Below are 19,168 nucleotides of genomic sequence, written 5' to 3' on the forward strand. Positions count from 1 at the left end.
CCGGTCGTCACACCAGGGCAGCGGGCCGCCAGATCCAGGGGGTCGCGTCGGGTGACATTGCCACCACGGCCACGGGGTGACCGCGCCCGGCCAGCAGGGACGGCACACCCACGGGGGCCGGGCGGCCCGGCGCGGTCAGCGGAGAGGTGTCACCCGACGTTCCGTACTGGATCTGTGCGCGGCCGTCGTCGGTCAGGCCCAGCAGCACCGGCGTCACCCTTCCCGTCGGCCCTGTGCCCAGATGCGCGCCGATGGCCCCGTAACCGGTGAAGTGCGGCTGGAGGACGCCGACTTCACCGGGCCCGGTGCCGTAGGCGAACGGCGCGGTCGCGGCCGGGGTGCGGTAGATCAGCGCGATGCGTCCGTCCGGCAGCGGGACGGCGGCTGGCGGGCCGTCCGGGGTCGGCAGCGCCGTCGGCGGGCGGTGGGTGACCGGGCCGCCCACGTGGTCCTGCGCCCAGTGGTGCACGGTGTCGCGCCCGGCGGCGTACACATGGATGCGTCCCGCCCGGTCAAGGACGACGGTCGGTCCGTCCTGCACCTGCCGCCCGCCCAGCAGGCGCCAGGGCCCCCACAGGCCGGAGGGTTCACGGACGCGCGTGGCCAGTCCCTGCGCGGCGGTCCGTACGAAGAGGTGGATCCGACGGTCCGGCGCGGCCACGGCGACCGGGCAGCCGACCCGCCGCGCCCGCTCCGGGCCGAGGTCGGGGGCGCCGAGAGGGAGCCACGGCGCGAACGGCCCACCGGCCCGGCGCTGTTCCAGGACCACGATCTCCCGGGTGTCGGCGCGCCCCTGGCCCTCCAGCGCGGAGAAGCGCAGCCCGAGGATCACGTGCCGGGCGGCGGCATCCGTCACGACGGAAAGGCTCGGGGCCAGCGGTCCGCCGCCGAGGTTGGCCGGGGCGCCGAAGCGCCCGCTGCCGGGGGCGGTCTCGCGCCACCTGACGGCCTGGGTGCCGAGCACTCCGTAGGCGACGATCCGGCCGAGGCGGTCGGTGGCGGGTGCGGGCGACGCGCCCGGGTAGCGCGGATGGGTGCTGCGCGCCCACCCCTTGTGGCTGGTCAGCGCGTGGCTGCCGCCCTGGCTGTAGTCGCCGCAGCCGGCGGGGTCCTCGCACGCCCACCGCGGGCTGCCTCCGTACGCGGCGATGTAGCGGACCTTCCGCGCGAGCACGTCGGGCGGCAGGTTGTGCGGCCAGCGCTGGTTGTAGTAGCCGCGGTAGGCCACGGTCGTGAAGCGCGGGGCGTGGCCGTCGCGCCGGTCGGCGTCGGCCACCCACTGGGACATCGCCTTCCACGTGAACAGGGCCGTGGGGGTGTGGTCCCGGTGGTCGGAGAAGTGCGCCTGGTCATTGCCCTTCGGGTGGGCCGCGTCGTGCACCTGGTAGTCCGGGTCGGGATCCAGGGTGTGGATGACGGTGGGCCGGTAGTGGTCCATGAGCCGGGCGAGGACGTCGACCAGGGTTGGATGGTCGTATGTGTACGCCCGTGACACCAGGGAGTCGGTCGCCGTCACGGTGCGCATGACCGCGCCGGGGACGTTCCACAGCTCGGGCAGCCGCACATCCCCGGTGCACCGCATGGCGATGTTGAGGAAGATCAGCCGGGCCCTGCGGTCCCCCGCCGCGAGGCCGTCCGTCTCCGCCGCGACTCCGTGCGGCAGCGACAGGACCGAGCGTTCCCAGCGGGTGAAGCGGTCCAGGCCCAGCATCTCGGCGTAGGCCTGGCGCATGCCCTGCTGGCGGGCGCCGGAGTACCCCGCCCGGTTGGAGAGCACCGGCGTGAGCTCGTGGGGCGCGCGATTGCGGCCCGTGGCGTCACCCGCCGTGACCACGACGGTGACCACCGGCACTCCGGAGGACAGCAGTTGACGGCACTGCGGGTTCATGAAGAACAGGTCGTCGTCGGGGTGGGCGATGACCTGGAGCAGCAGGCTCCTGCCCGCCACCGCGAAGGATCCGGTCGCGCGCGGGTTCACGGCGCGGACCGGCGCGGGTGCGATCCCGTCGCGCCCGCTCGAGTCGCCCGCGACGACCAGAGCGGACGCGAGAGCACCGACACCCCCTGCGAGCACCTGTCGACGCGTCACCGCATTTCGCGCACCACGCATCGCCTCGTGAGCCACCATGTCCACCCTACGCCCTCTACCAGCGATGGTGCCCGCTACTGACTCTGGTGCTCTTTCTGCCTCAACAGGTCGACCGAACTGTCGGCCATCGGCGCCCAGTTGGGCTCCGCCTGCCGGGCCTGTGCGCTGCCGGAATTGATGGCCCACCGGGCGATCACGAACGACAGGGGCGTGGCCAGTACACCCGCGGCCAGCGCCGTGATGTTCTTGTCCATCCCCAGGGAGTGCACGCCGAGGTAGAGGAGCGCGCCGCTGAACACCATGTTCACGAGGCTCGACAGGGGGAAGCGGAAGAAGCCCCGCCAGGTCGGCTTCGTGCGGCAGGTGATGTAGCTGTTCAGCAGGAAGGAGCCGACGACGCTGACCATGAAGCCGATGACGTGCGCGATCAGATACGGGACCCAACGGTTGAGGGACACGTACACGGCCATATACACGGCGGTGTTGACGATTCCGATCAGCCCGAAGACGACGAACTGGCGCAAGGTGCGCAGCCCGGCTGTCTGCCGGACCGGCTCCTTCGGCCGCACGATCGTGTCCACGGTGAGGGGACGCTCGGTTCCGGGCGCGGGGACGGTGCCGCTCCGGCGCGGGCTCTCCTCGGTCTCGCGCACCACATAGGGCGGACGGCGTTTTGTCTCGCCGTAGATCCGGCCGACGTATTCACCGATCACGCCGAGCGTGGCGAGCTGGATTCCGCCCAGGGCGACAATGGCGATCAGCAATGTGGCGAATCCGGGTACGTCCACTCCGTGCATGACCACATTGGCGGCGATCCACAGCGCGTAGGCGAACGCCGCGAGAGCGAGTCCAAGGCCCACGTAGATGACAAGCCGCAGCGGACGACTGTTGAAGGAGATCAGTCCGTCGATGCCGTAGTTGAGAAGGCGACGACCGCCCCATTTCGACCGGCCCGCGGCGCGGTTGACATTGTGATAGGTGAAACTGACGGTGTCGAAGCCGATCCAGGAGAAGATTCCCTTCGAGAACCGGTTGGCCTCCGGCAGGGAGAGCACCGCGTCCACCGCGCGGCGCGACAGCAGCCGGAAGTCCCCCTCCCCGTCGACGACATCCACGTCCATGCAGCGCCCCATGGCCTGGTAGTACGCCGAACTCGCGGTCCTGCGCAGCAGTCCCTCGCCGGAGCGGTCCCTGCGGGCGACGACCTGGTCGTAGCCGTGCCGGCGCAGTTCCAGCATCCGGTACAGGAGCCCCGGAGGGTGCTGCAGATCGGCGTCCATGAGGGCCACGGCCGCGCCGCGGGACATTCGCAGCCCCGCGAGCATGGCCGGTTCCTTGCCGAAATTCCGGCTGAAGGACGTGAAGCGAACACGCTTGTCCTGGGCGGCCAGGGCGCGCAGTTGGGCACGGGTGGTGTCGCGGCTCCCGTCGTCGACGTAACAGATCTCGAAGGAGCACCCCGTCCCTTCCAGGACTTCCATCAACGCACAGTGAAATGTGTTGATCACTTCTTCCTCGTTGAAGCACGGCACAACAACTGAGATCTGACACGTTTCCATTCGCTGCCCCAGCACGTGTGTTTCCGGGATTTCCGTCTCGGCCACCACCATGACGCATCTGGTCAAGACAACGGTAAGAAGGCAGGGCCGAACGCGCCACGAGCCACCCGTGCCGCGTTATCTTTTTTGTCCGACACTCATTGGGAATGGGGGCAGCCTGTGGTGCACGCGCCGGAGAAGGCCGTTCTGGACCAGCGCATCGGTGCCGCTCCGGAATCACGGAGGACGTGGTGGCGGACGGCCGCACCGCTGGGGCTGCTCGCGCTTCTGCCGCTCGCCGTGTTCGCCTTCGCGGCATGGAACGCGCGCCTGGTACGTCCCGGCGGGGACGACTGGTGCTTCCTGCCGGTGGTCCACGACGGCGGACTGCCCGCGATAGTGGAGAAGTTCTACCTCCACGACAACGGACGGATCGTCAACGCCGTGCTGGTGTGGGCGTACGCGCGCTTCGGCGAGACGGGCCAGCAGTGGTTCGCGCCGGTCAGCGGCGTGCTCGTCCTCGCGCTCCTGTGGGCCTTCGCGGTCGCCGTTCTGCGCGCCGCACGGCTGCGGGTCCCTTGGTGTGTCCCGCTTCTGGCGGCGTCCATGGTGACGGCCCTGTTCCTCTTCGGCTCGCCCAACACGTACAAGACGTTCTACTGGCCGGCCGCCTCCGTCTCGCACACCCTGCCCCCGGTGTTCGCCTGCGCGGCGGCCGTACCGGTGCTGCTGGCGACGTCGCGGCGGGGCAAGCTCCTCGCGCTGGGCATTGTCGTCCTCGCCGGGGTGTCCCTAGGGCTCGTCTCGGAGGAGACGAGCGTCGTCACCGCGACGGTCCTGGCGTGCGCGCTGCTCATCAGCGGACATGTCTTCCGGGGAGCACGACGGCGGTTCCTCCGCCTGTGCTGCACGGCCGGCATCGCGAGCCTCGTGCTCGGCACGCTGATCCTGTACACCTCCCCCGGCGCCTCGCGCCGACGCGAGCGCAAGCACGCCTCGACGATGTTCACCCCCGACTCGCTGCTCGGCGCCCTGCACGGATTCGGCGAGATCGCCGCCACCGTGCTCACCACCTGGTGGTACCTGGGAGCGGTCGTGGTGGGTGTCGTCGTGGGCGTGGTGTCCCCCGGCGTCACGGGCCGGGTCGCGCCCGGAAGGAAGGCCGTGCCGGTCCTGGTCGCGGGTGCCGGTGCGCTGCTCGTCTCCGGCTACGTGTGCACGGTCATCACGTACCCCGTCTTCAAGGAACACGTGGTGTCGTCGACCCGGCTGTGGAACGACTACCTGCTGCTGTACCTCCTGCTCCTCGCCTTCGCCGGCGTACTCGTCGGGCACGCGGTGCGGGGCCGGGTGTCGCGGACGGCGCCGGTCCTGGCCGCCGGGGGCGTGCTGTGCGCCGTCGTCTGCGTCGCCCTGACGGCATCCCTCGCGGGCCTCGGGGCCACCCTGCAGACCCACGCCCGCGACTGGGACCGCCAGGACCGCTGGATGCGCGGCCAGGCCGCGGCGGGCGCCCAGGTCCTGCCGTACAAACGGCTCCCCCAGAGCAGGATGACCGAGCCGTTCCGCCACGGCGGGAAGGCGAAGTGGCCCGCTTCCTGCATCGCCACCTACTACGGCGTCGAACACATCAAGCAGGCCCACAAGCTGCCGTGACTCAGCCCGTCCGGCCGGCCTGGGCCAGGAGGCGTCGGGCCCGTTCCAGGACGGGCTTGTCGACCATCTGGCCGTCGACGGTGGTGACGGCGCCACCCGCGGCAAGTACGGACTTCGCCCAGGCCAGTTCGGCGTCGGTGGGCGCGAATCCCGAGGCCACGGTGGGGAGTTGCGCCGGGTGGATGCACAGCTTGCCGGCGAAGCCGAGGCGACGGCCGTGCGTGACGTCGCCGGTGAGCGCGTCGGCGTCCCGTACGGCAGTGGTGACTCCGTCGACCGGCGGGCACAGGCCGGCCGCCGCGGCCGCGAGCACCACCTGGGAGCGGGCGTGCGCCAGCGCGAGGTGGTCGTCGTGCGCGACACCGAGATCGGCGGCGAGGTCCACGTTGCCGAAGGCGAGGCGCACCACACCCGGCGCCTCGCTCACCTCGTGGGCGCGCAGCACCCCGCGCGCCGTCTCAATGAGCGCGATGAGCGGGCAGCGGCCCGCCGTACGCGCCGCGATCTCCGAAAGGGCCGCCGGATCCTCGGACTTGGGCACCATCACCGGGCAGCCGTGCTCCGCCGCCATGGCCAGGTCGGCCTCGGACCAGGGGGTGCCGGGTGCGTTGACGCGCACGACCGGCCGGTGCCCCGCGGCCAGCCAGGCGGCGACATGCGCACGGGCCGCGTCCTTGTCCGCCGGGGCGACCGCGTCCTCCAGGTCGATGATGACGAGGTCGGCGCCGGAGGCGTGCGCCTTGGCGTAACGGTCGGGCCGGTCACCGGGGACGAAGAGGAAACTGCGGGCGGCGACGATCGCCTCGCGGCCGTCGGGCGCGTCGGGCGCGTCGGATACCTCGGGTGCGTCCGTCATACGAAGGTCACCTCCGCGGAGGCGTGCCGCGCCTCCCGGTGGGTGGCGACGGCGAGTTGGGCTCCCCGGCCCTCGTCCGACGGCGTCCCGGTGGCCAGCAGGTGTTCCCCGGCGAAGGCGGGGCGGTGCAGGCGGTAGGTCAGCGAACTCACCTGTCGTTCCGGTGAGTTGCGGCGCACCAGGTCCAGCATCAGCAAAGCGAGCAGCGGGCCGTGGACGACGAGACCGGGGTAGCCCTCGACGTCGCGGCAGTACGGGGCGTCGTAGTGGATGCGGTGGGCGTTGGCGGTCAGGGCGCTCACCCGGAACAGCTGCCGCTCGTCGGGCTGGGCGCGCAGCTGCCAGGGGGTCTCGGAGTGCGGGAGGGCCGTGCTGTCGACCGTGGCGGGGTGTCCTGCCGCCGCGCTGCGGCCCGAGCGGTAGACGATGTCCTGTTCCTCGACGAGGCAGGTGCGGCCCGCCTGGCGGAACTCGCGGCGTTCGGTGACGAAGAGCAGTTCGCCGCTGCGGCCGCTCTTGGGCGTGACGGAGGCGAGGCCGCAGACGCGTTCGGCCGGCTCACCGAGGCGCAGCGGCTCCTCGACGCGCACGCGGCCGCCCGCGAACATGCGCTGCCGGTCGGGGATCGGCGGCAGGAAGCGGGCGTCACTGAGGTGTCCGTCGGGGCCGAGTTCGCTCTGTGCGGGCCACTCCAGGAAGTACAGCCACTGCCACAGCGGAGGCAGCCGGTCACCCGCCTTCGCGGCCGGTTCGGGCAGGTCGAGGACGGCCGAGAGGGCGGCGGCCGGGCCCGGGGGCAGGGCGTCCTCGTCCGTCGTCGCGGCGGGCGCCCAGGACTCCACGTAGGAGCCGAGGGACGGTGTGGAGGCGGCGGGTTCCATGGTGGGGCTTGCCTTCCGTTGAGGCTTCCGTTGAGGGGAGGGTGTCACGCGGGGGTCGTGGCGGAGGGCTTGGCGGGGGTGACCGTGGCGTCCAGGTCGCTCTCCAGCCGGGAGTCGCGGGACGGCTCGCGCACGAGGAGCGTGGCCAGCAGCGTGAGGCCGACGCAACCGGTGACGTACCAGAAGAACACGGTCTCGTGGCCGTTCTGCTTGAGGGCCAGCGCGATCGGCTCGGTCAGTCCGCCGAAGGTGGCGGTGACGAGGGCGTGCGGGAGGCCGACGCCCAGGGCGCGCACCTTGGTGGGGAACATCTCAGCCTTGACGATGGCGGCGAGCGCCGAGTACCCGGTGACGAACGCGAGGGCGAGGGTCATCAGGAGGAAGGCGACCCACGGGTTGCTGGTGTGTCCCAGGAAGGTCATCACCGGGACCGTGAGCACCATGCAGCCGATCGAGAAGGCGAACATGACGGGGCGACGGCCCACCCGGTCGGACAGCGCGCCGACCAGCGGCTGCAGCAGCATGTACACGAAGAGGGCGGCGAAGCCGATGACCGTGACGGTCGACTTGGGGATGCCCGCGGTGTTCACGAGGTACTTCTGCAGGTAGGTGGTGTACGTGTAGAAGGCGACGGTGCCGCCGATGGCGAGGCCGAACACGGCGAGCAGTTGGCGCGGGTACTCCTTGAACAGGGCGATGAGCCCCTTGCGTTCACCGTCGGCGGCGCGGGCCTGCTCCTTCTGGAAGTGCGCGGACTCCTCCATGGTGCGCCGCAGGTACATGACGGTGAGCCCGGCCACCGCCCCGATGACGAACGGGATGCGCCAGCCCCAGCTCGCCAGTTGGGCCTCGGTGAGCGTGTTCTGCAGGACGATCGCCACGAGCAGCGCGGAGAGCTGGCCGAGCACGATGGACACGTACTGGAAGCTGGAGTAGAAGCCGCGCCGCCCGCTCGGTGCCACCTCGGAGAGGTACGAGGCGCTGGAGCCGAACTCGCCGCCGACGGACAGGCCCTGGGCCAGGCGCGCCACGACGAGGAGGGCGGGTGCCCACAGGCCGATGACGTCGTGTCCCGGCGACAGGGCGATGACGAGGGACCCGGCGCTCATCAGCAGCACGGAGAGGGTCAGCGCCCGCCGTCGGCCGAACCGGTCCGCGTAGGCGCCGAGCAGCCAGCCGCCGAGCGGGCGCATCAGGAAGCCGACCGCGAACACCACGGCGGTGGACAGGAGTTGGGCGGTCTGGCTGCCCTCGGGGAAGAACACCGGCGCGAAGTAGACGCTGAAGGTGGCGTAGGCGAACCAGTCGTACCACTCGATGAGGTTGCCCAGACAGCCGCGCACGACGTTCGCCGTGACGCGGGAGGGTGGGCTGGAGGCTGGTGTCTTACTCATCCGTGGCGTCTCCGTACTCAGTGCTCGATACGAGGTGGTCGGGCGGCTCAAAACGCCACTCATCATGAGCGCTGATGCGGGATGCGGAACAATAGAAAATGGTGATGTGCCCATGCGTCGCGCGCATGGGCGTCCGGAAGCGGATCCGCACCCGTGCCTCTACAGCGGGGCCCCTACAGCGGGGCCCCGCTGAGAAAGTCGAGAACCATCGTCCCGGCCTCCGTCCGGCACTCCTCGAAGTACGCGTGGCGCGCGCCGGGGAACAGTCGCGTCGTGACGTCGGGGATGCGGGAGGCGAGCAGCGGCACGTTGTCCGGCGGCGTGAGCCGGTCCTGGTCGCCGTGGAGGACGAGGGTGGGCGCCATGATGTGCGCCAGTGCGTCCCATGCGTCGTGCCCGCTGCTGGCGCGCAGGTGTCCGCGGCGGGCGTGCGGCGGCATGCCGGGGTCGCCGAGCGTGCCGTACGGGCCGGGGTGGGCGGCCCGGAAGGCGGGTGTGTACATGAGGTCGGTCAGCGCCTCCTCGGCGGCGCCCGGTTCGGTCCGGGTCAGCGCGTGCCGCACCTGTGCGTCGCGCTCCACCGCGTGCGGCCCGCCGGGTGAGGTGCAGCCGAGGACGAGCCGCCGGATCCGCTCGGGGTGGCGGGCGGCGACCCATTGCGCGACGCGCCCGCCCATGGAGGTGCCGTACAGGTCGGCGCGCTCGATGCCCAGCGCGTCGAGCACGGCGATCACGTCGTCCGCGAACTGCCAGGTGGAGTAGCCCTCCAGGGCTTCCGGCTTCCCACTGGCGCCCGTGCCCCGGTAGTCGACGGTGATGGTGCGACGCCTGGAGTGGAAGTCGTCGCGCACCGCGTCCCACCAGTGGTGACTGTTGGCCTGCCCGGCCAGCAGCACGAGCGGGTGTCCGGTGCCGCGCGTCTGGTACGCGAGGACGGTGCCGTCGGCGGCCGTGGTGGTGGCTTCTTCGGTGTGCACGTTCTGACTCATCCCTGGATCCTCTGTCTCACTCATCTCCGGTGTCCTCGCCCTCCCCTTCTCATTCATCCGACCCGTCCTCGCCCTCCGTCTCCGGAAGCCGCGCCGACGGCCATCTGCCGTCCCGGACGGCGGCGTTGACCTGGCGCACCAGCTCCTGCGCGACGACGTTCACGGCGGGCGGCGTGCGCCCGGTGCGGGGCGTGCCCAGCACGATGGAGCGCCACGCCGCGGGCTCGCACAGCGGAGCGGCGCTGAGCTGCCCCGCCGCGACGTCCTCGGCGATGCCCACACCGGGCAGCACCGTCCAGCCGTGGCCGGCCCGTGCGAGCTGCTTCTGTACGGGCATCGAGTTGGTCTGGGCCGCCACCTCGATGCGGACACCGGCGCGGGCCGCCGCCGACTCGATGAGCGCGCGCAGCGCGTGCCCGGACGTCGGCATCACCAGCGGGCGCGCCGCCACCTCGGCGAACGGAACGGGGCGCTCGGCGCGGAGCCCGGCCGACGGCGGGGCCGCCACCCACAGCCGCTCACGCACCAGGGGCCGTACGTTCAGGGAGGGCGCGCGGTCGAGGTTGTAGAGCAGCGACAGATCGAGGTCACCGTCGTCGAGCCACTGCTGCAGATGGCCCGAGTACGCGGTCATCACGCGCAGCTGCACCCCCGGATGGGCCTCGCGCATGGCCGTCACCAGTGGTTCCGCGAGCAGTCCGAGGGTGCTCTCCAGCAGGCCGACGGTCACGATGCCGGACACCTCACCGGGTGTGGGCCGCACCTCGGCGCGGGCCCGCTCCAGTTCGTGCAGCGCCCGCCGGGCCCGCTCCACGACGGCCGCCCCGGCCTCGGTCGGCCGCATCCCCTGCCGGGTCCTCTCGAAGAGGGGGACGCCCAACTCCTCCTCCAGGGTGCGGATCTGGCGGGTGACGGCGGGCTGCACCAGGTGCAGGACCGTCGCGGCCCGCGTGACACTGCCCACCTCGGCCACCGTCACCAGCGCCTTGAGCTGTTTGATGTCCACCGCGTCCCACCCCTCGCCTGTCATCCGCGCCGCGCATGGCGGCATCACGATTTGCTATTTCCCGAGCATTGCCATGAAGACCCATGATGTCAGTCGTCGCGGAACGGCCGCCTGCCGGCCACCCCGTGCACACCACCTGACCACCCCCCGCTCCTGGAGGTCACCGCATGACCGGGACGACCGACCGTGCCGCCGCTCCGCCACAGCAACCGCTGTCCGGGATCACCGTCGTCAGCCTCGAACAGGCCGTGGCCGCTCCCTTCGCCACGCGCCAGCTGGCCGACCTCGGCGCCCGCGTCATCAAGGTGGAGCGACCCGACGGCGGCGACTTCGCCCGCCGCTACGACACCACGGTGCACGGCGAGTCCAGCTATTTCGTCTGGCTGAACCGCGGCAAGGAGTCGCTGACGCTGGACGTGAAGTCACCGGCCGGACGCGAGCTCCTCGACGAACTCCTCGCGGACGCCGACGTGTTCGTGCAGAACCTGGGCCCCGGCGCCGCGGCCCGTCTGGGCCTCGACGCGGCCACACTGACCGAGAAGTACCCGCGCCTGATCCCGTGCACCGTCTCCGGATACGGCACCAGCGGGCCCTGGGCCGACCGCAAGGCGTACGACATGCTGGTGCAGTGCCAGACCGGCCTGGTCTCGCTCACCGGCACGGCGCAGGAGGCCGCGCGGGCGGGTGTGTCGGTCGCCGACATCGCCGCCGGGATGTACGCCTACACCGGCGTCCTCACCGCCCTGTTCACCCGCGCCACCACGGGCGTCGCGCACGCCGTGGAGGTGTCGCTGTTCGAGGCGCTCGCCGAGTGGATGGGCCAGCCCGCCAACTACACCCGCTACGGCGGAACGCAGCCGCCACGCATCGGCACCCAGCACGCCACCATCGCCCCGTACGGCGCCTACACCGCACGCGACGGCAAGCAGGTGCTGATCTCCGTACAGAACGAACGCGAGTGGCGCGCGCTGTGCGAACAGTTCCTCAAGCGGCCCGAGTTGACCGCGGACCCGCGCTTCGCCACCGGCTCCGCCCGCGTCGGCCACCGTGACGAGCTGAACGTCCTCATCGCCGAGCGCTTCCTGCAGTGCGACGGCGCGGACGCCGCCGAGGCGCTCGACGCGGCGGGCATCGCGAACGCGGGTGTCAACGACGTCGCCGAGTTCCTCGACCACCCCGTACTCGCCGGGCGTGGGCGCTGGCACGAGGTCGGCACGCCCGGCGGCCCCGTGCAGGCGCTGCGGCCCCCGGCCGATCTGGCCGGAATCGACCCGCGGATGGACCCGGTCCCCGCCCTCGGCGAACACACCGAACGGCTGCTGGCCGAGCGGGGACGCACGCCCGAGCAGATCGCGAGCCTGCGCGCCGCGGGCGCGATCTGAGACTCCGCCTCCCCGGGCAAAGCGACACAGCAACACATCTACGCAGCGACAAGACAGCAAGCAGAGGAGAAGCCCCCGTGAGCACCCTGGACGCCCTGGACACCGACGAGCGGTTCGTCGTCGAGACCGTGCACGACTTCGTCGACAAGCACGTCAAGCCGGTCGCACAGGAGTTGGACCACTCCAACACCTATCCGGAAGCCCTCATCGAACAGATGAAGGAGATGGGGATCTACGGGCTCGCGGTGCCCGAGGAGTTCGGCGGCACCCCGGTCTCCATGCCCGCCTATGTCCTGATCACCGAGGAGCTCGCGCGCGGCTGGATGAGCCTCGCGGGCGCCATGGGCGGGCACACCGTCGTCGCCAAGCTGCTCACCCTCTACGGGACCGAGGAGCAGAAGGCGGCCTATCTGCCCCGCATGGCGACCGGTGAGCTGCGCGCGACGATGGCGCTGACCGAGCCGGGCGGGGGCAGCGACCTGCAGGCGATGCGCACCACGGCCCGCCGCCAGGACGACGGCACGTATGCCGTGAACGGCTCCAAGACGTGGATCACGAACTCGCGCCGCTCCGGCCTCATCGCCCTGCTGTGCAAGACCGATCCGGACGCCGAGCCGACCCACCGGGGCATCTCGATCCTGCTCGTCGAGCACGGTCCCGGCCTGACCGTCTCCCGTGACCTACCCAAGCTGGGCTACAAGGGGGTCGAGAGCTGCGAGCTGTCCTTCGACGGGTACGTCGCCGCCGCCGGCAGCGTCCTCGGCGGGACGGAGGGCAAGGGCTTCGGCCAGATGATGAAGGGCCTGGAGACCGGCCGTCTGCAGGTCGCCTCGCGCGCCCTCGGCGTCGGCCGTGCCGCCCTGGAGGACTCGCTCGCCTACGCGCAGGAGCGGGAGTCGTTCGGCAAGCCGATCTGGCAGCACCAGGCGATCGGCCACTACCTCGCCGACATGGCCACCAAGCTCACCGCGGCCCGCCAGCTGACCCTGCACGCGGCCCGGGAGTACGACGCGGGCCGTCGGGTCGACATGGAGGCGGGGATGGCGAAGCTGTTCGCGTCCGAGACGGCGATGGAGATCGCCCTCAACGCCGTCCGCATCCACGGCGGTTACGGCTACTCCACCGAGTACGACGTCGAACGCTACTTCCGCGACGCGCCGCTGATGATCGTCGGCGAGGGGACGAACGAGATCCAGCGGAACGTGATCGCGGCTCAGCTCGTCAAGCGAGGGGGCCTGGACGCGTGAGCGGCGCCCAGGTGTAGCGGACGCGCACGCCGTGGTCCCGGAGCCAGCTGGTCTCCCGGTGCCGGAGTTCGTGCGCGGACTCCGGGGCGATGGCGCAGGGCCAGCGGACGAGGACCGCGGTGACGTCTCCGGTCTGGACGAGCTGTCGCACCCGGCGCCAGCCGGTGCGCCGGGCCGGGTCCGGCTCACCGTAGGTGTCGGTGACGACCTCGGCGATCGTCAGGCCCCGTTCCTGGGCGAACGCGCGGCCTTCCGTCTGCGCGCACTGCGTGGCCGTCCCGGACGCGCCCGGGGCCCGGTCGGCACATACGTACAGCACGGCGGGTGAAGCGGTGTCGCAGTGGGGGGTCATGGGCGCCTCCTGTAGATGGATCGAGGAGAATGGATTCCTCGCCGCGCGAAGGTGAAAGAGCGGGGCCGTGCGGCCCCTGCGGGTCTCCATGGGCTCAGGAGAAGGCCGTCAACTCGGCCCAGACGACCTTCCCTTCGCCCCGCGTCGAGCGCGCGGAGCCCCAGCGGTCCGCCAGCTGCTGGACGAGGAACAGGCCCCGCCCGCCCTCGTCGCCGGGTCCGGCACGGTGCTCCGGCGGCCGGACCGGAGTGGGGCCGTCGTCGTGGAGTTCGATGCGCAGGCTGCGCTCGTCGCCGGTCAGTGTGAGGCCGCACAGGACCTGATCGCTGCCGGTGTGCAGCAGCGCGTTCGTCGTCAGCTCGGACACGAGCAGCACCGCGTCGCAACAGGTGTCGCCGGGCACTTCCCAGGACCGGAGCCGCTCGCGCACGGTGTCGCGGGCGGATCTCGCGCTCGTGCGCAGCGCGGGCAGGCCGAACCAGTACTCCCGGCCGGGCGCGGTGGTGGCTAAGGCCGGGGACGGAGCCGGTGCCAGGGGCGTGGGGAGTGTCACGAATGTCGCCTTCCAGTGCCTTCCGCGGGGCGGGCGCGGTGTGGGGGTGCGGGCTACAGCTCGAGCTGTGAGAGGCACGGACCCGGGCGGGCGCCCGGCGTTGGGGCGCCGACGTCGGCATCAGCATCCCGCGCCCCCTCCGGGCCGGATGCTGCGTCAGAGCCGTGCCGTGACCGCTCACAGTGCAACTATGCGCGTGATCACGCTCACGCTGCAACCGACTCCCTGATAATTTCAGAAAGGCGTCTATCACCCTGGCGTCGTCAATAAGTCACTGCAAGAATGGTCTTGTTGACGAATACTCAGGAGGTTGGGCGTGAGTGAGGCCCGTTCCGGCACCAGCGCGCCGACAGTGCTGCGCATGATCCTCGGCCGTCGGCTGCAGGACATGCGACTCGCTGCCGGTGCCTCGCTGGAGGACGCGGCAAGAGCACTGCGCGTGAAGACCCTGACGATCCGCCGGCTGGAAAAGGCCGAAGTCGCGCTGAAGCCTCTCTATGTGGAGAAGCTCCTGGAGACCTTCGGCGCGGACCGCCAGGAGATAGACGAGTTCGTCGACCTGGCCGAGCAGGCCAACGAGCCGGGCTGGTGGCACTCCTACCGGGACGCCGTCCCCAGCTGGTTCACGGCCTACGTCAGCCTGGAGACCGACGCCAAGACCCTGCGCACCTACGAACCCCAGTACGTCACGGGCCTCTTGCAGACCCCCGACTACGCGCGCGCCGTCCTGCGCGGCGGGCTGCCGAACGGCAGCGAGGAGGACCTCGAGCGCCGCGTGGAGCTGCGGCTGCGCCGCCAGGGCCTCCTGGACAAGGAGGACGCCCCCACGTTGTGGGTGGTCATGGAGGAGGCCGTCCTGCACAAGGAGGTGGGCAGCCCCGAGGTGATGCACGAGCAGATCGGGCACCTCCTGGAGGTGTCCGAACTCCCGCACATCAGCCTGGACGTCGTGCCCTTCTCAGCGGGCGCACATGTCGGCGCGTGCGCCCCGTTCACGTACTTCCGGTTCGAGGAACCCGAGCTGCCCGACATCGTTTACAGCGAACTCCTGTCCGCATCCGTCTACTTGGACCAGCGCGCGGACGTGGTCGCCCATCTTGAGGCGCATTCGCGTTTGGCGCTGCTGACGTCGTCGGATGACAGCAGGGCGCTCTTGAACCGTATGCGCAAGGAGTACTCAACATGACGGTGATCGAAGAGGGCGTCTACAACGGGATGCCGGCCCGCAACCTCGGGGAGCAGGGCTGGGAGCGTCCCTGGAGCGGGCCCAACGGCGGCCAGTGCGTCGAGACGAAACTGCTCGCCGACGGCCGCGTGGCCGTGCGGCAGTCGACCGACCCGGCCGGTCCCGCGCTGATCTACACGCCGGAGGAGATCGCCGCGTTCGTCCGTGGCGTGAAGCAGGGCCTGGCCGATCACTTGGCCGCCGGATGAGCCGGTGGCCTGCGGGAGGGGCGCCTGCACCGCTAGCGTTCCCGGCCTGTGGACCGACAGTCACACCGATGAAGGGGAGCACATGACCACCAGGCAGTCCGGCCGGGACCTCGACACGAGCAAGGCCCACTCGGCCCGGATGTACGACTACTTCCTCGGTGGCAAGGACCACTTCGAGGTCGACAAGGAGGCGGCCATGGTCGCCGCCAAGGCCCACCCCGGCCTGCCTGTCACCGCCCGCGAGAACCGCGCGTTCATGCACCGGGCCACCCGCGTCCTGGCGCAGGAGCACGGCATCCGCCAGTGGCTCGACATCGGCACCGGCATCCCCACCGAGCCCAATCTGCACCAGGTCGCCCAGTCCCTCGTGCCCGAGGCCCGCGTCGTGTACGCCGACAACGACCCGCTCGTCCTCAAGTACGCCGAGCGCCTCATGCGCAGCACGACCCAGGGCCGCACGGCCTACATCGAGGCCACCGTCACCGACCCCGACTCGCTGCTGGACGCCGTGCAGGACGCCGAGGTCCTGGACTTCGACAAGCCCATCGCGCTCTCGCTCAACGCGCTGATGCACTTCGTCACCGACCCGCACGACCCGTACGCCATCGTGCGCCGGCTGCTCGAACCGCTCCCGCCGGGCAGCGCCCTCGCCATGAACCACTGCACGCCCGACTTCGACCCCGAGACGTGGAACGGGGTGGCGGAGGCGTACACCAACTCCGGGACCCCGGTGCAGTTCCGTTCGCACAGCGACGTCCGCCGCTTCTTCGACGGGCTCGACCTGATCGACCCCGGCATCATCTGCTGCCACCGCTGGCGCCGCGACAACCCCGAGGACGGTACGGAGATCGCGGACGCCGAGATCAGCCTGCTGGCGGGCGTCGGCATCAAGAACTGAGCGAGCCGCGCCGGTTCCTCCGGTACCGGCGCGCCAGCACCAGGCCGCCCACCACGACGACGGCGCCCCCCGCGGCCGCCCCGCCGATGGCGAGCGGGGAGAAGGTCCGCACGCGGCCGTTGATGTCGGTCAACAGCGCGGCACTGTCGTTGCCGTGGGTGCGGTCGTACTTGCCGATGACGCGGACCGTGCCGCGCGCACCGGGCACGTCGTCGTCGATGCGGATGCGGACGGTGACGGCCGTGCGGGCGCCCTTGCGGCCGTCGATCTGCTCGAACGCGTCACTGCTCAGGCCGCACCGCCACGCGCGGGAGCCATTGGCCGGGCGGTCGCACGCGTTCTTCATGGGGTCGCCGTCCACCGTGTACGGCGTGCCGGTGATCGTCGTGCCCTCGGGCGGGACGATTTCGAAGCGGTCCGGGTTGACGCCGGGCAGCTTGCCCCCGTTGACGTTGCGCGCACCGATGCGCACCTGCACGGTCTGCCCGACCTTGCCGCGGACGGCTCCCTCGACGACCGGCGCGTAGTCGACCTGCGCGCTGCCGCGCACGATCAGTGCGCCCCAGGCGCTGCTGCCTTCCTTGATGTCACCGGTGGGAACGCGGTCGAGCTTCAGCTCCGGGCCGCTTCCCCGGTGCGGATAGACCGCCTTGTCCCGTACCCCGTAGGGCAGTTGATAGCGGACGCTCTCCACAGGTATGTCCGCGTCCAGGTGGCCGATCATCGGCTGGGCGATCCGCCAGGCGGTGTGCGGCGGCAGTGGTGTGTCGAACTCGCACCAGGCGCGTTCGGTCCCCGCCAGTCCCTCGGCCGAGGCGTCGTCCCCGGCCTCGGGGTACCAGCAGTTGCGGTACTTGTGTTCCACCGTCAGGTTGTCGCCGTAGGCGCTCATGCTCAGCGCGAACCGCTCGACCGGCCAGCGGCTCTCGTTGGCGAAGCCGGGCCGCAGCGCGACCGGCTCGCCCGGCTCGACCAGGCCGGGCACCCGCTCCGTCCCGGCCGAGGTCAGATCCGGTGGATGGGTCTCCATCCGCATGTCCGCGCGCACCGTCGCGGCGTTGTCGGCGCGCGCGGTGAGATGCACGGTCCCGCCGTCCCCGGGGGAGACCCCGTCCTTGCCGCGCAGGTAGAACGGGAGGACGTGCGTCGCGTAGCGCAGGGAGCTCGGTGTGATGCGGCAGCGGAACACAGCGTCGTCGCCCGTGCAGCGGCGCCCGGGAGTCACCGTCCCGACGCCCCTCAACTCCCGGGCGTCCACGGTGATCTCGACATTGCGGGCCAGGCCGCCGTGCGGTTGCACCAGCATCTTGGGCGCCTCGAACCGCGCTCCGGCACCCTCATCGGGGTCGTACAGCCCGGACTCCTCGGGCGCGTCGAGCGTGAGCCGGACCTGTCCGCCCGGCCCCTCCGCGGCGACGACCGGCACCGCCGCCCCGCTCATGGCGAGCAGCGCCCCTGTCACCAGCACCGCGGCCCGCGCCCCGAAGCGCCGGCCATGTCCGCGTATCCGCAACGCCCCTCCCCCATGCTCGGTCCTTCACCGGCCCCGTTGGTCGACGGGGCCTCGAAGGCACCCTACGAGACACCTCCCGTGACACTGCGCCGAGTTCGGTCGGCCCGTACGGGGAGGATGGCAAGCATGGCGAGGACGGGCCCCGCCGCGAGCGTCACGAACGCGGCGTTGAAGGAACCGGTCGCGGAGAACACCGCGCCGACCGCAAGGGGCACGAGGACGCTGCCGAGCTGCCAGACGGCGTTGGCGAGGCCGGACGCGGTGCCGGTCACGGAGGACGGCACCAGCCGGGGAACGAACGCGACGAGCAGCGGGGTCCAGCCGTAGGCGGCGGCGCCCAGCAGCGGTGACAGCAGGATGAACGCGGTCGGCGTGGAGAGCTGGCCGAACCAGACGAGGGAGAGCGCGAAGACACCGAGGATGATGATGCTGGGCGTCTTGCGGGCGCCCCCGCAGAACCGGTCGGTGACGAAGCCGACGAGGGGCTTGGCCACCACCGCGCTGATCGCGAAGACCGACACGACGAGACCGGCGGTCCCCGGGGACACCCCGTGCCCTCGGATCATGAGCGCGTTGGCCCAGGTGACGAAGCCGTACAGGCCCCAGAAGGCGAAGAATCCGGTGACGCAGACGAGCAGGTAGTCGCGGTTGCGGGCCATGGCGCCGAGGTCGGGCCGGCCGCAGCGGACGGCCTTTTCTTTCGGCACACCTGTCTCCTGCGGGGCGTCCGCCTTCGAGGCGTGGCCCGGTGCGTTGCGCAGCAGCAGGAACAGGGGCACGGCCACCACGATCGAGAGGATGCCGAACACGTGGTACGAGGTCCCCCAGCCGTGCCAGGCGATCATCGCGGGGACGACGGCGTTGGCGATCGCGGTGCCCAGCGACGTCGCCGTGGTGAAGATGCCCATGGGAAGGCCGAGGCTCGCGGACGGGAACCAGCTGGAGATGAGCCGCACGCCCGCCGAGTAGTCGGCCCCGGCGAAGAGGCCGACGACGCCCTGGACGGCGATGCCGACGGCGGCGGAGGGCGTGGAGCCGAAGACCGTCATGAACGTGCCGGCGCCGGCCAGGGAGACGGTCAGGACGATGCGCGGTCCGAACCGGTCGACGCCGAGGCCGCCGAGGGCGTTGGAGATGACGTACCCGACGTAATAGGCGGTGGCGAACACACCGAGGCTGGCGAGGGGCACGCCCAGGCCGTCCCCGACGAAGACGGAGGCGGGCCCCCAGGTGGAACGGTCGATGGAGGTGAGCATGAAGGACAGCCAGCACGCTATGAGGACCACCCAGCGGTAGGGCGAGGGCGGTGCCGTGTCCGGGGCCTTGGTGGTGCTCGTGCTTCTGGTGGTGCGGACAGAGGGGTAGGGCAGGTTCATCGTC

The 19,168-nt window shown here is 71.2% G+C and carries 17 protein-coding genes; 6 read left to right on the forward strand and 11 right to left on the reverse strand.

The window, feature by feature from the left end; all coding sequences use genetic code 11:
- Positions 1-7: 7 nt before the first annotated feature.
- On the reverse strand, positions 8-2,089 hold the full coding sequence (locus OKJ99_RS12425) for a PIG-L family deacetylase (protein WP_326016091.1): 2,082 nt from the start codon (positions 2,087-2,089) through the stop codon (positions 8-10).
- 74 nt (positions 2,090-2,163) lie between these two features.
- Positions 2,164-3,648, reverse strand: coding sequence for a glycosyltransferase (locus tag OKJ99_RS12430; RefSeq protein WP_326016092.1), 1,485 nt, complete (start codon positions 3,646-3,648; stop codon positions 2,164-2,166).
- Positions 3,649-3,807: 159 nt separating this feature from the next.
- Between OKJ99_RS12430 and OKJ99_RS12435 the strand changes: the two genes are divergently transcribed.
- Positions 3,808-5,283, forward strand: coding sequence for a DUF6056 family protein (locus OKJ99_RS12435; protein ID WP_326016093.1), 1,476 nt, complete (start codon positions 3,808-3,810; stop codon positions 5,281-5,283).
- Between the two features lies 1 nt (position 5,284).
- Here OKJ99_RS12435 and OKJ99_RS12440 read toward each other — a convergent pair whose 3' ends face one another.
- The 5 genes from OKJ99_RS12440 to OKJ99_RS12460 all read right to left on the reverse strand — a co-directional run bounded on the left by OKJ99_RS12440 (position 5,285) and on the right by OKJ99_RS12460 (position 10,433).
- Positions 5,285-6,139: an HpcH/HpaI aldolase/citrate lyase family protein gene (locus OKJ99_RS12440; protein WP_326016094.1), complete on the reverse strand. Its 855-nt coding sequence runs from the start codon at positions 6,137-6,139 to the stop codon at positions 5,285-5,287.
- On the reverse strand, positions 6,136-7,020 hold the full coding sequence (locus OKJ99_RS12445; protein WP_326016095.1) for a hypothetical protein: 885 nt from the start codon (positions 7,018-7,020) through the stop codon (positions 6,136-6,138). Before OKJ99_RS12445 ends, OKJ99_RS12440 begins: the two co-directional genes overlap by 4 nt.
- 44 nt (positions 7,021-7,064) lie before the next feature.
- The gene (locus tag OKJ99_RS12450; protein ID WP_326016096.1) at positions 7,065-8,414 is read right to left on the reverse strand and encodes an MFS transporter; all 1,350 of its coding nucleotides are present in this window, start codon (positions 8,412-8,414) and stop codon (positions 7,065-7,067) included.
- 173 nt (positions 8,415-8,587) lie between these two features.
- Complete coding sequence (locus OKJ99_RS12455) at positions 8,588-9,403, reverse strand: alpha/beta fold hydrolase (RefSeq protein WP_326016097.1); 816 nt, start codon at positions 9,401-9,403, stop codon at positions 8,588-8,590.
- A 49-nt stretch (positions 9,404-9,452) separates the two neighbouring features.
- Positions 9,453-10,433, reverse strand: a complete 981-nt coding sequence (locus OKJ99_RS12460; protein ID WP_326016098.1) for a LysR family transcriptional regulator — start codon at positions 10,431-10,433, stop codon at positions 9,453-9,455.
- A 143-nt stretch (positions 10,434-10,576) separates the two neighbouring features.
- On the opposite strand from OKJ99_RS12460, the gene OKJ99_RS12465 reads away from it, so the two are divergent.
- Both OKJ99_RS12465 and OKJ99_RS12470 read left to right on the forward strand, forming a co-directional pair.
- Positions 10,577-11,791, forward strand: coding sequence for a CaiB/BaiF CoA transferase family protein (locus OKJ99_RS12465; protein WP_326016099.1), 1,215 nt, complete (start codon positions 10,577-10,579; stop codon positions 11,789-11,791).
- A gap of 77 nt (positions 11,792-11,868) precedes the next feature.
- A complete protein-coding gene (locus OKJ99_RS12470; RefSeq protein WP_326016100.1) occupies positions 11,869-13,038 on the forward strand; it encodes an acyl-CoA dehydrogenase family protein in 1,170 nt (389 codons plus the stop codon).
- Here OKJ99_RS12470 and OKJ99_RS12475 read toward each other — a convergent pair.
- Both OKJ99_RS12475 and OKJ99_RS12480 read right to left on the reverse strand, forming a co-directional pair.
- Positions 13,013-13,390: a recombinase family protein gene (locus OKJ99_RS12475; protein WP_326016101.1), complete on the reverse strand. Its 378-nt coding sequence runs from the start codon at positions 13,388-13,390 to the stop codon at positions 13,013-13,015. The two genes, OKJ99_RS12470 and OKJ99_RS12475, sit on opposite strands and share 26 nt — an antisense overlap.
- Positions 13,391-13,484: 94 nt before the next feature.
- Positions 13,485-13,943, reverse strand: coding sequence for an ATP-binding protein (locus OKJ99_RS12480; protein ID WP_326016102.1), 459 nt, complete (start codon positions 13,941-13,943; stop codon positions 13,485-13,487).
- A 316-nt stretch (positions 13,944-14,259) separates the two neighbouring features.
- Between OKJ99_RS12480 and OKJ99_RS12485 the strand changes: the two genes are divergently transcribed.
- From OKJ99_RS12485 to OKJ99_RS12495, 3 genes are all read left to right on the forward strand, one after another.
- The gene (locus tag OKJ99_RS12485; RefSeq protein WP_326016103.1) at positions 14,260-15,129 is read left to right on the forward strand and encodes a helix-turn-helix domain-containing protein; all 870 of its coding nucleotides are present in this window, start codon (positions 14,260-14,262) and stop codon (positions 15,127-15,129) included.
- The gene (locus OKJ99_RS12490; protein WP_326016104.1) at positions 15,126-15,377 is read left to right on the forward strand and encodes a DUF397 domain-containing protein; all 252 of its coding nucleotides are present in this window, start codon (positions 15,126-15,128) and stop codon (positions 15,375-15,377) included. The genes OKJ99_RS12485 and OKJ99_RS12490 overlap by 4 nt, the downstream gene beginning before the upstream one ends.
- An 82-nt stretch (positions 15,378-15,459) precedes the next feature.
- The gene (locus OKJ99_RS12495; protein ID WP_326016105.1) at positions 15,460-16,275 is read left to right on the forward strand and encodes an SAM-dependent methyltransferase; all 816 of its coding nucleotides are present in this window, start codon (positions 15,460-15,462) and stop codon (positions 16,273-16,275) included.
- Here the strand turns inward: OKJ99_RS12495 and OKJ99_RS12500 are convergent.
- Together OKJ99_RS12500 and OKJ99_RS12505 are read right to left on the reverse strand one after the other, a co-directional pair.
- Positions 16,265-17,788, reverse strand: coding sequence for a hypothetical protein (locus OKJ99_RS12500; protein WP_326016106.1), 1,524 nt, complete (start codon positions 17,786-17,788; stop codon positions 16,265-16,267). The genes OKJ99_RS12495 and OKJ99_RS12500 overlap by 11 nt on opposite strands.
- Positions 17,789-17,850: 62 nt before the next feature.
- The gene (locus tag OKJ99_RS12505) at positions 17,851-19,164 is read right to left on the reverse strand and encodes an MFS transporter (RefSeq protein ID WP_326016107.1); all 1,314 of its coding nucleotides are present in this window, start codon (positions 19,162-19,164) and stop codon (positions 17,851-17,853) included.
- Between the last annotated feature and the right edge of the window lie 4 nt (positions 19,165-19,168).

Source organism: Streptomyces endophyticus (genome assembly GCF_035798155.1).
Lineage (GTDB): Bacteria > Actinomycetota > Actinomycetes > Streptomycetales > Streptomycetaceae > Streptomyces > Streptomyces endophyticus.

What these genes read in the sequence shown, in the direction of transcription:
- OKJ99_RS12430 (WP_326016092.1), bottom strand. Translation starts at nt 3,648, where the DNA reads ATGGAAACGTGTCAGATCTCAGTTGTTGTGCCGTGCTTCAACGAGGAA.
- OKJ99_RS12440 (WP_326016094.1), bottom strand. Translation starts at nt 6,139, where the DNA reads ATGACGGACGCACCCGAGGTATCCGACGCGCCCGACGCGCCCGACGGC.
- OKJ99_RS12445 (WP_326016095.1), bottom strand. Translation starts at nt 7,020, where the DNA reads ATGGAACCCGCCGCCTCCACACCGTCCCTCGGCTCCTACGTGGAGTCC.
- OKJ99_RS12450 (WP_326016096.1), bottom strand. Translation starts at nt 8,414, where the DNA reads ATGAGTAAGACACCAGCCTCCAGCCCACCCTCCCGCGTCACGGCGAAC.
- OKJ99_RS12455 (WP_326016097.1), bottom strand. Translation starts at nt 9,403, where the DNA reads ATGAGTCAGAACGTGCACACCGAAGAAGCCACCACCACGGCCGCCGAC.
- OKJ99_RS12460 (WP_326016098.1), bottom strand. Translation starts at nt 10,433, where the DNA reads ATGACAGGCGAGGGGTGGGACGCGGTGGACATCAAACAGCTCAAGGCG.
- OKJ99_RS12465 (WP_326016099.1), top strand. Translation starts at nt 10,577, where the DNA reads ATGACCGGGACGACCGACCGTGCCGCCGCTCCGCCACAGCAACCGCTG.
- OKJ99_RS12475 (WP_326016101.1), bottom strand. Translation starts at nt 13,390, where the DNA reads ATGACCCCCCACTGCGACACCGCTTCACCCGCCGTGCTGTACGTATGT.
- OKJ99_RS12490 (WP_326016104.1), top strand. Translation starts at nt 15,126, where the DNA reads ATGACGGTGATCGAAGAGGGCGTCTACAACGGGATGCCGGCCCGCAAC.
- OKJ99_RS12495 (WP_326016105.1), top strand. Translation starts at nt 15,460, where the DNA reads ATGACCACCAGGCAGTCCGGCCGGGACCTCGACACGAGCAAGGCCCAC.
- OKJ99_RS12505 (WP_326016107.1), bottom strand. Translation starts at nt 19,164, where the DNA reads ATGAACCTGCCCTACCCCTCTGTCCGCACCACCAGAAGCACGAGCACC.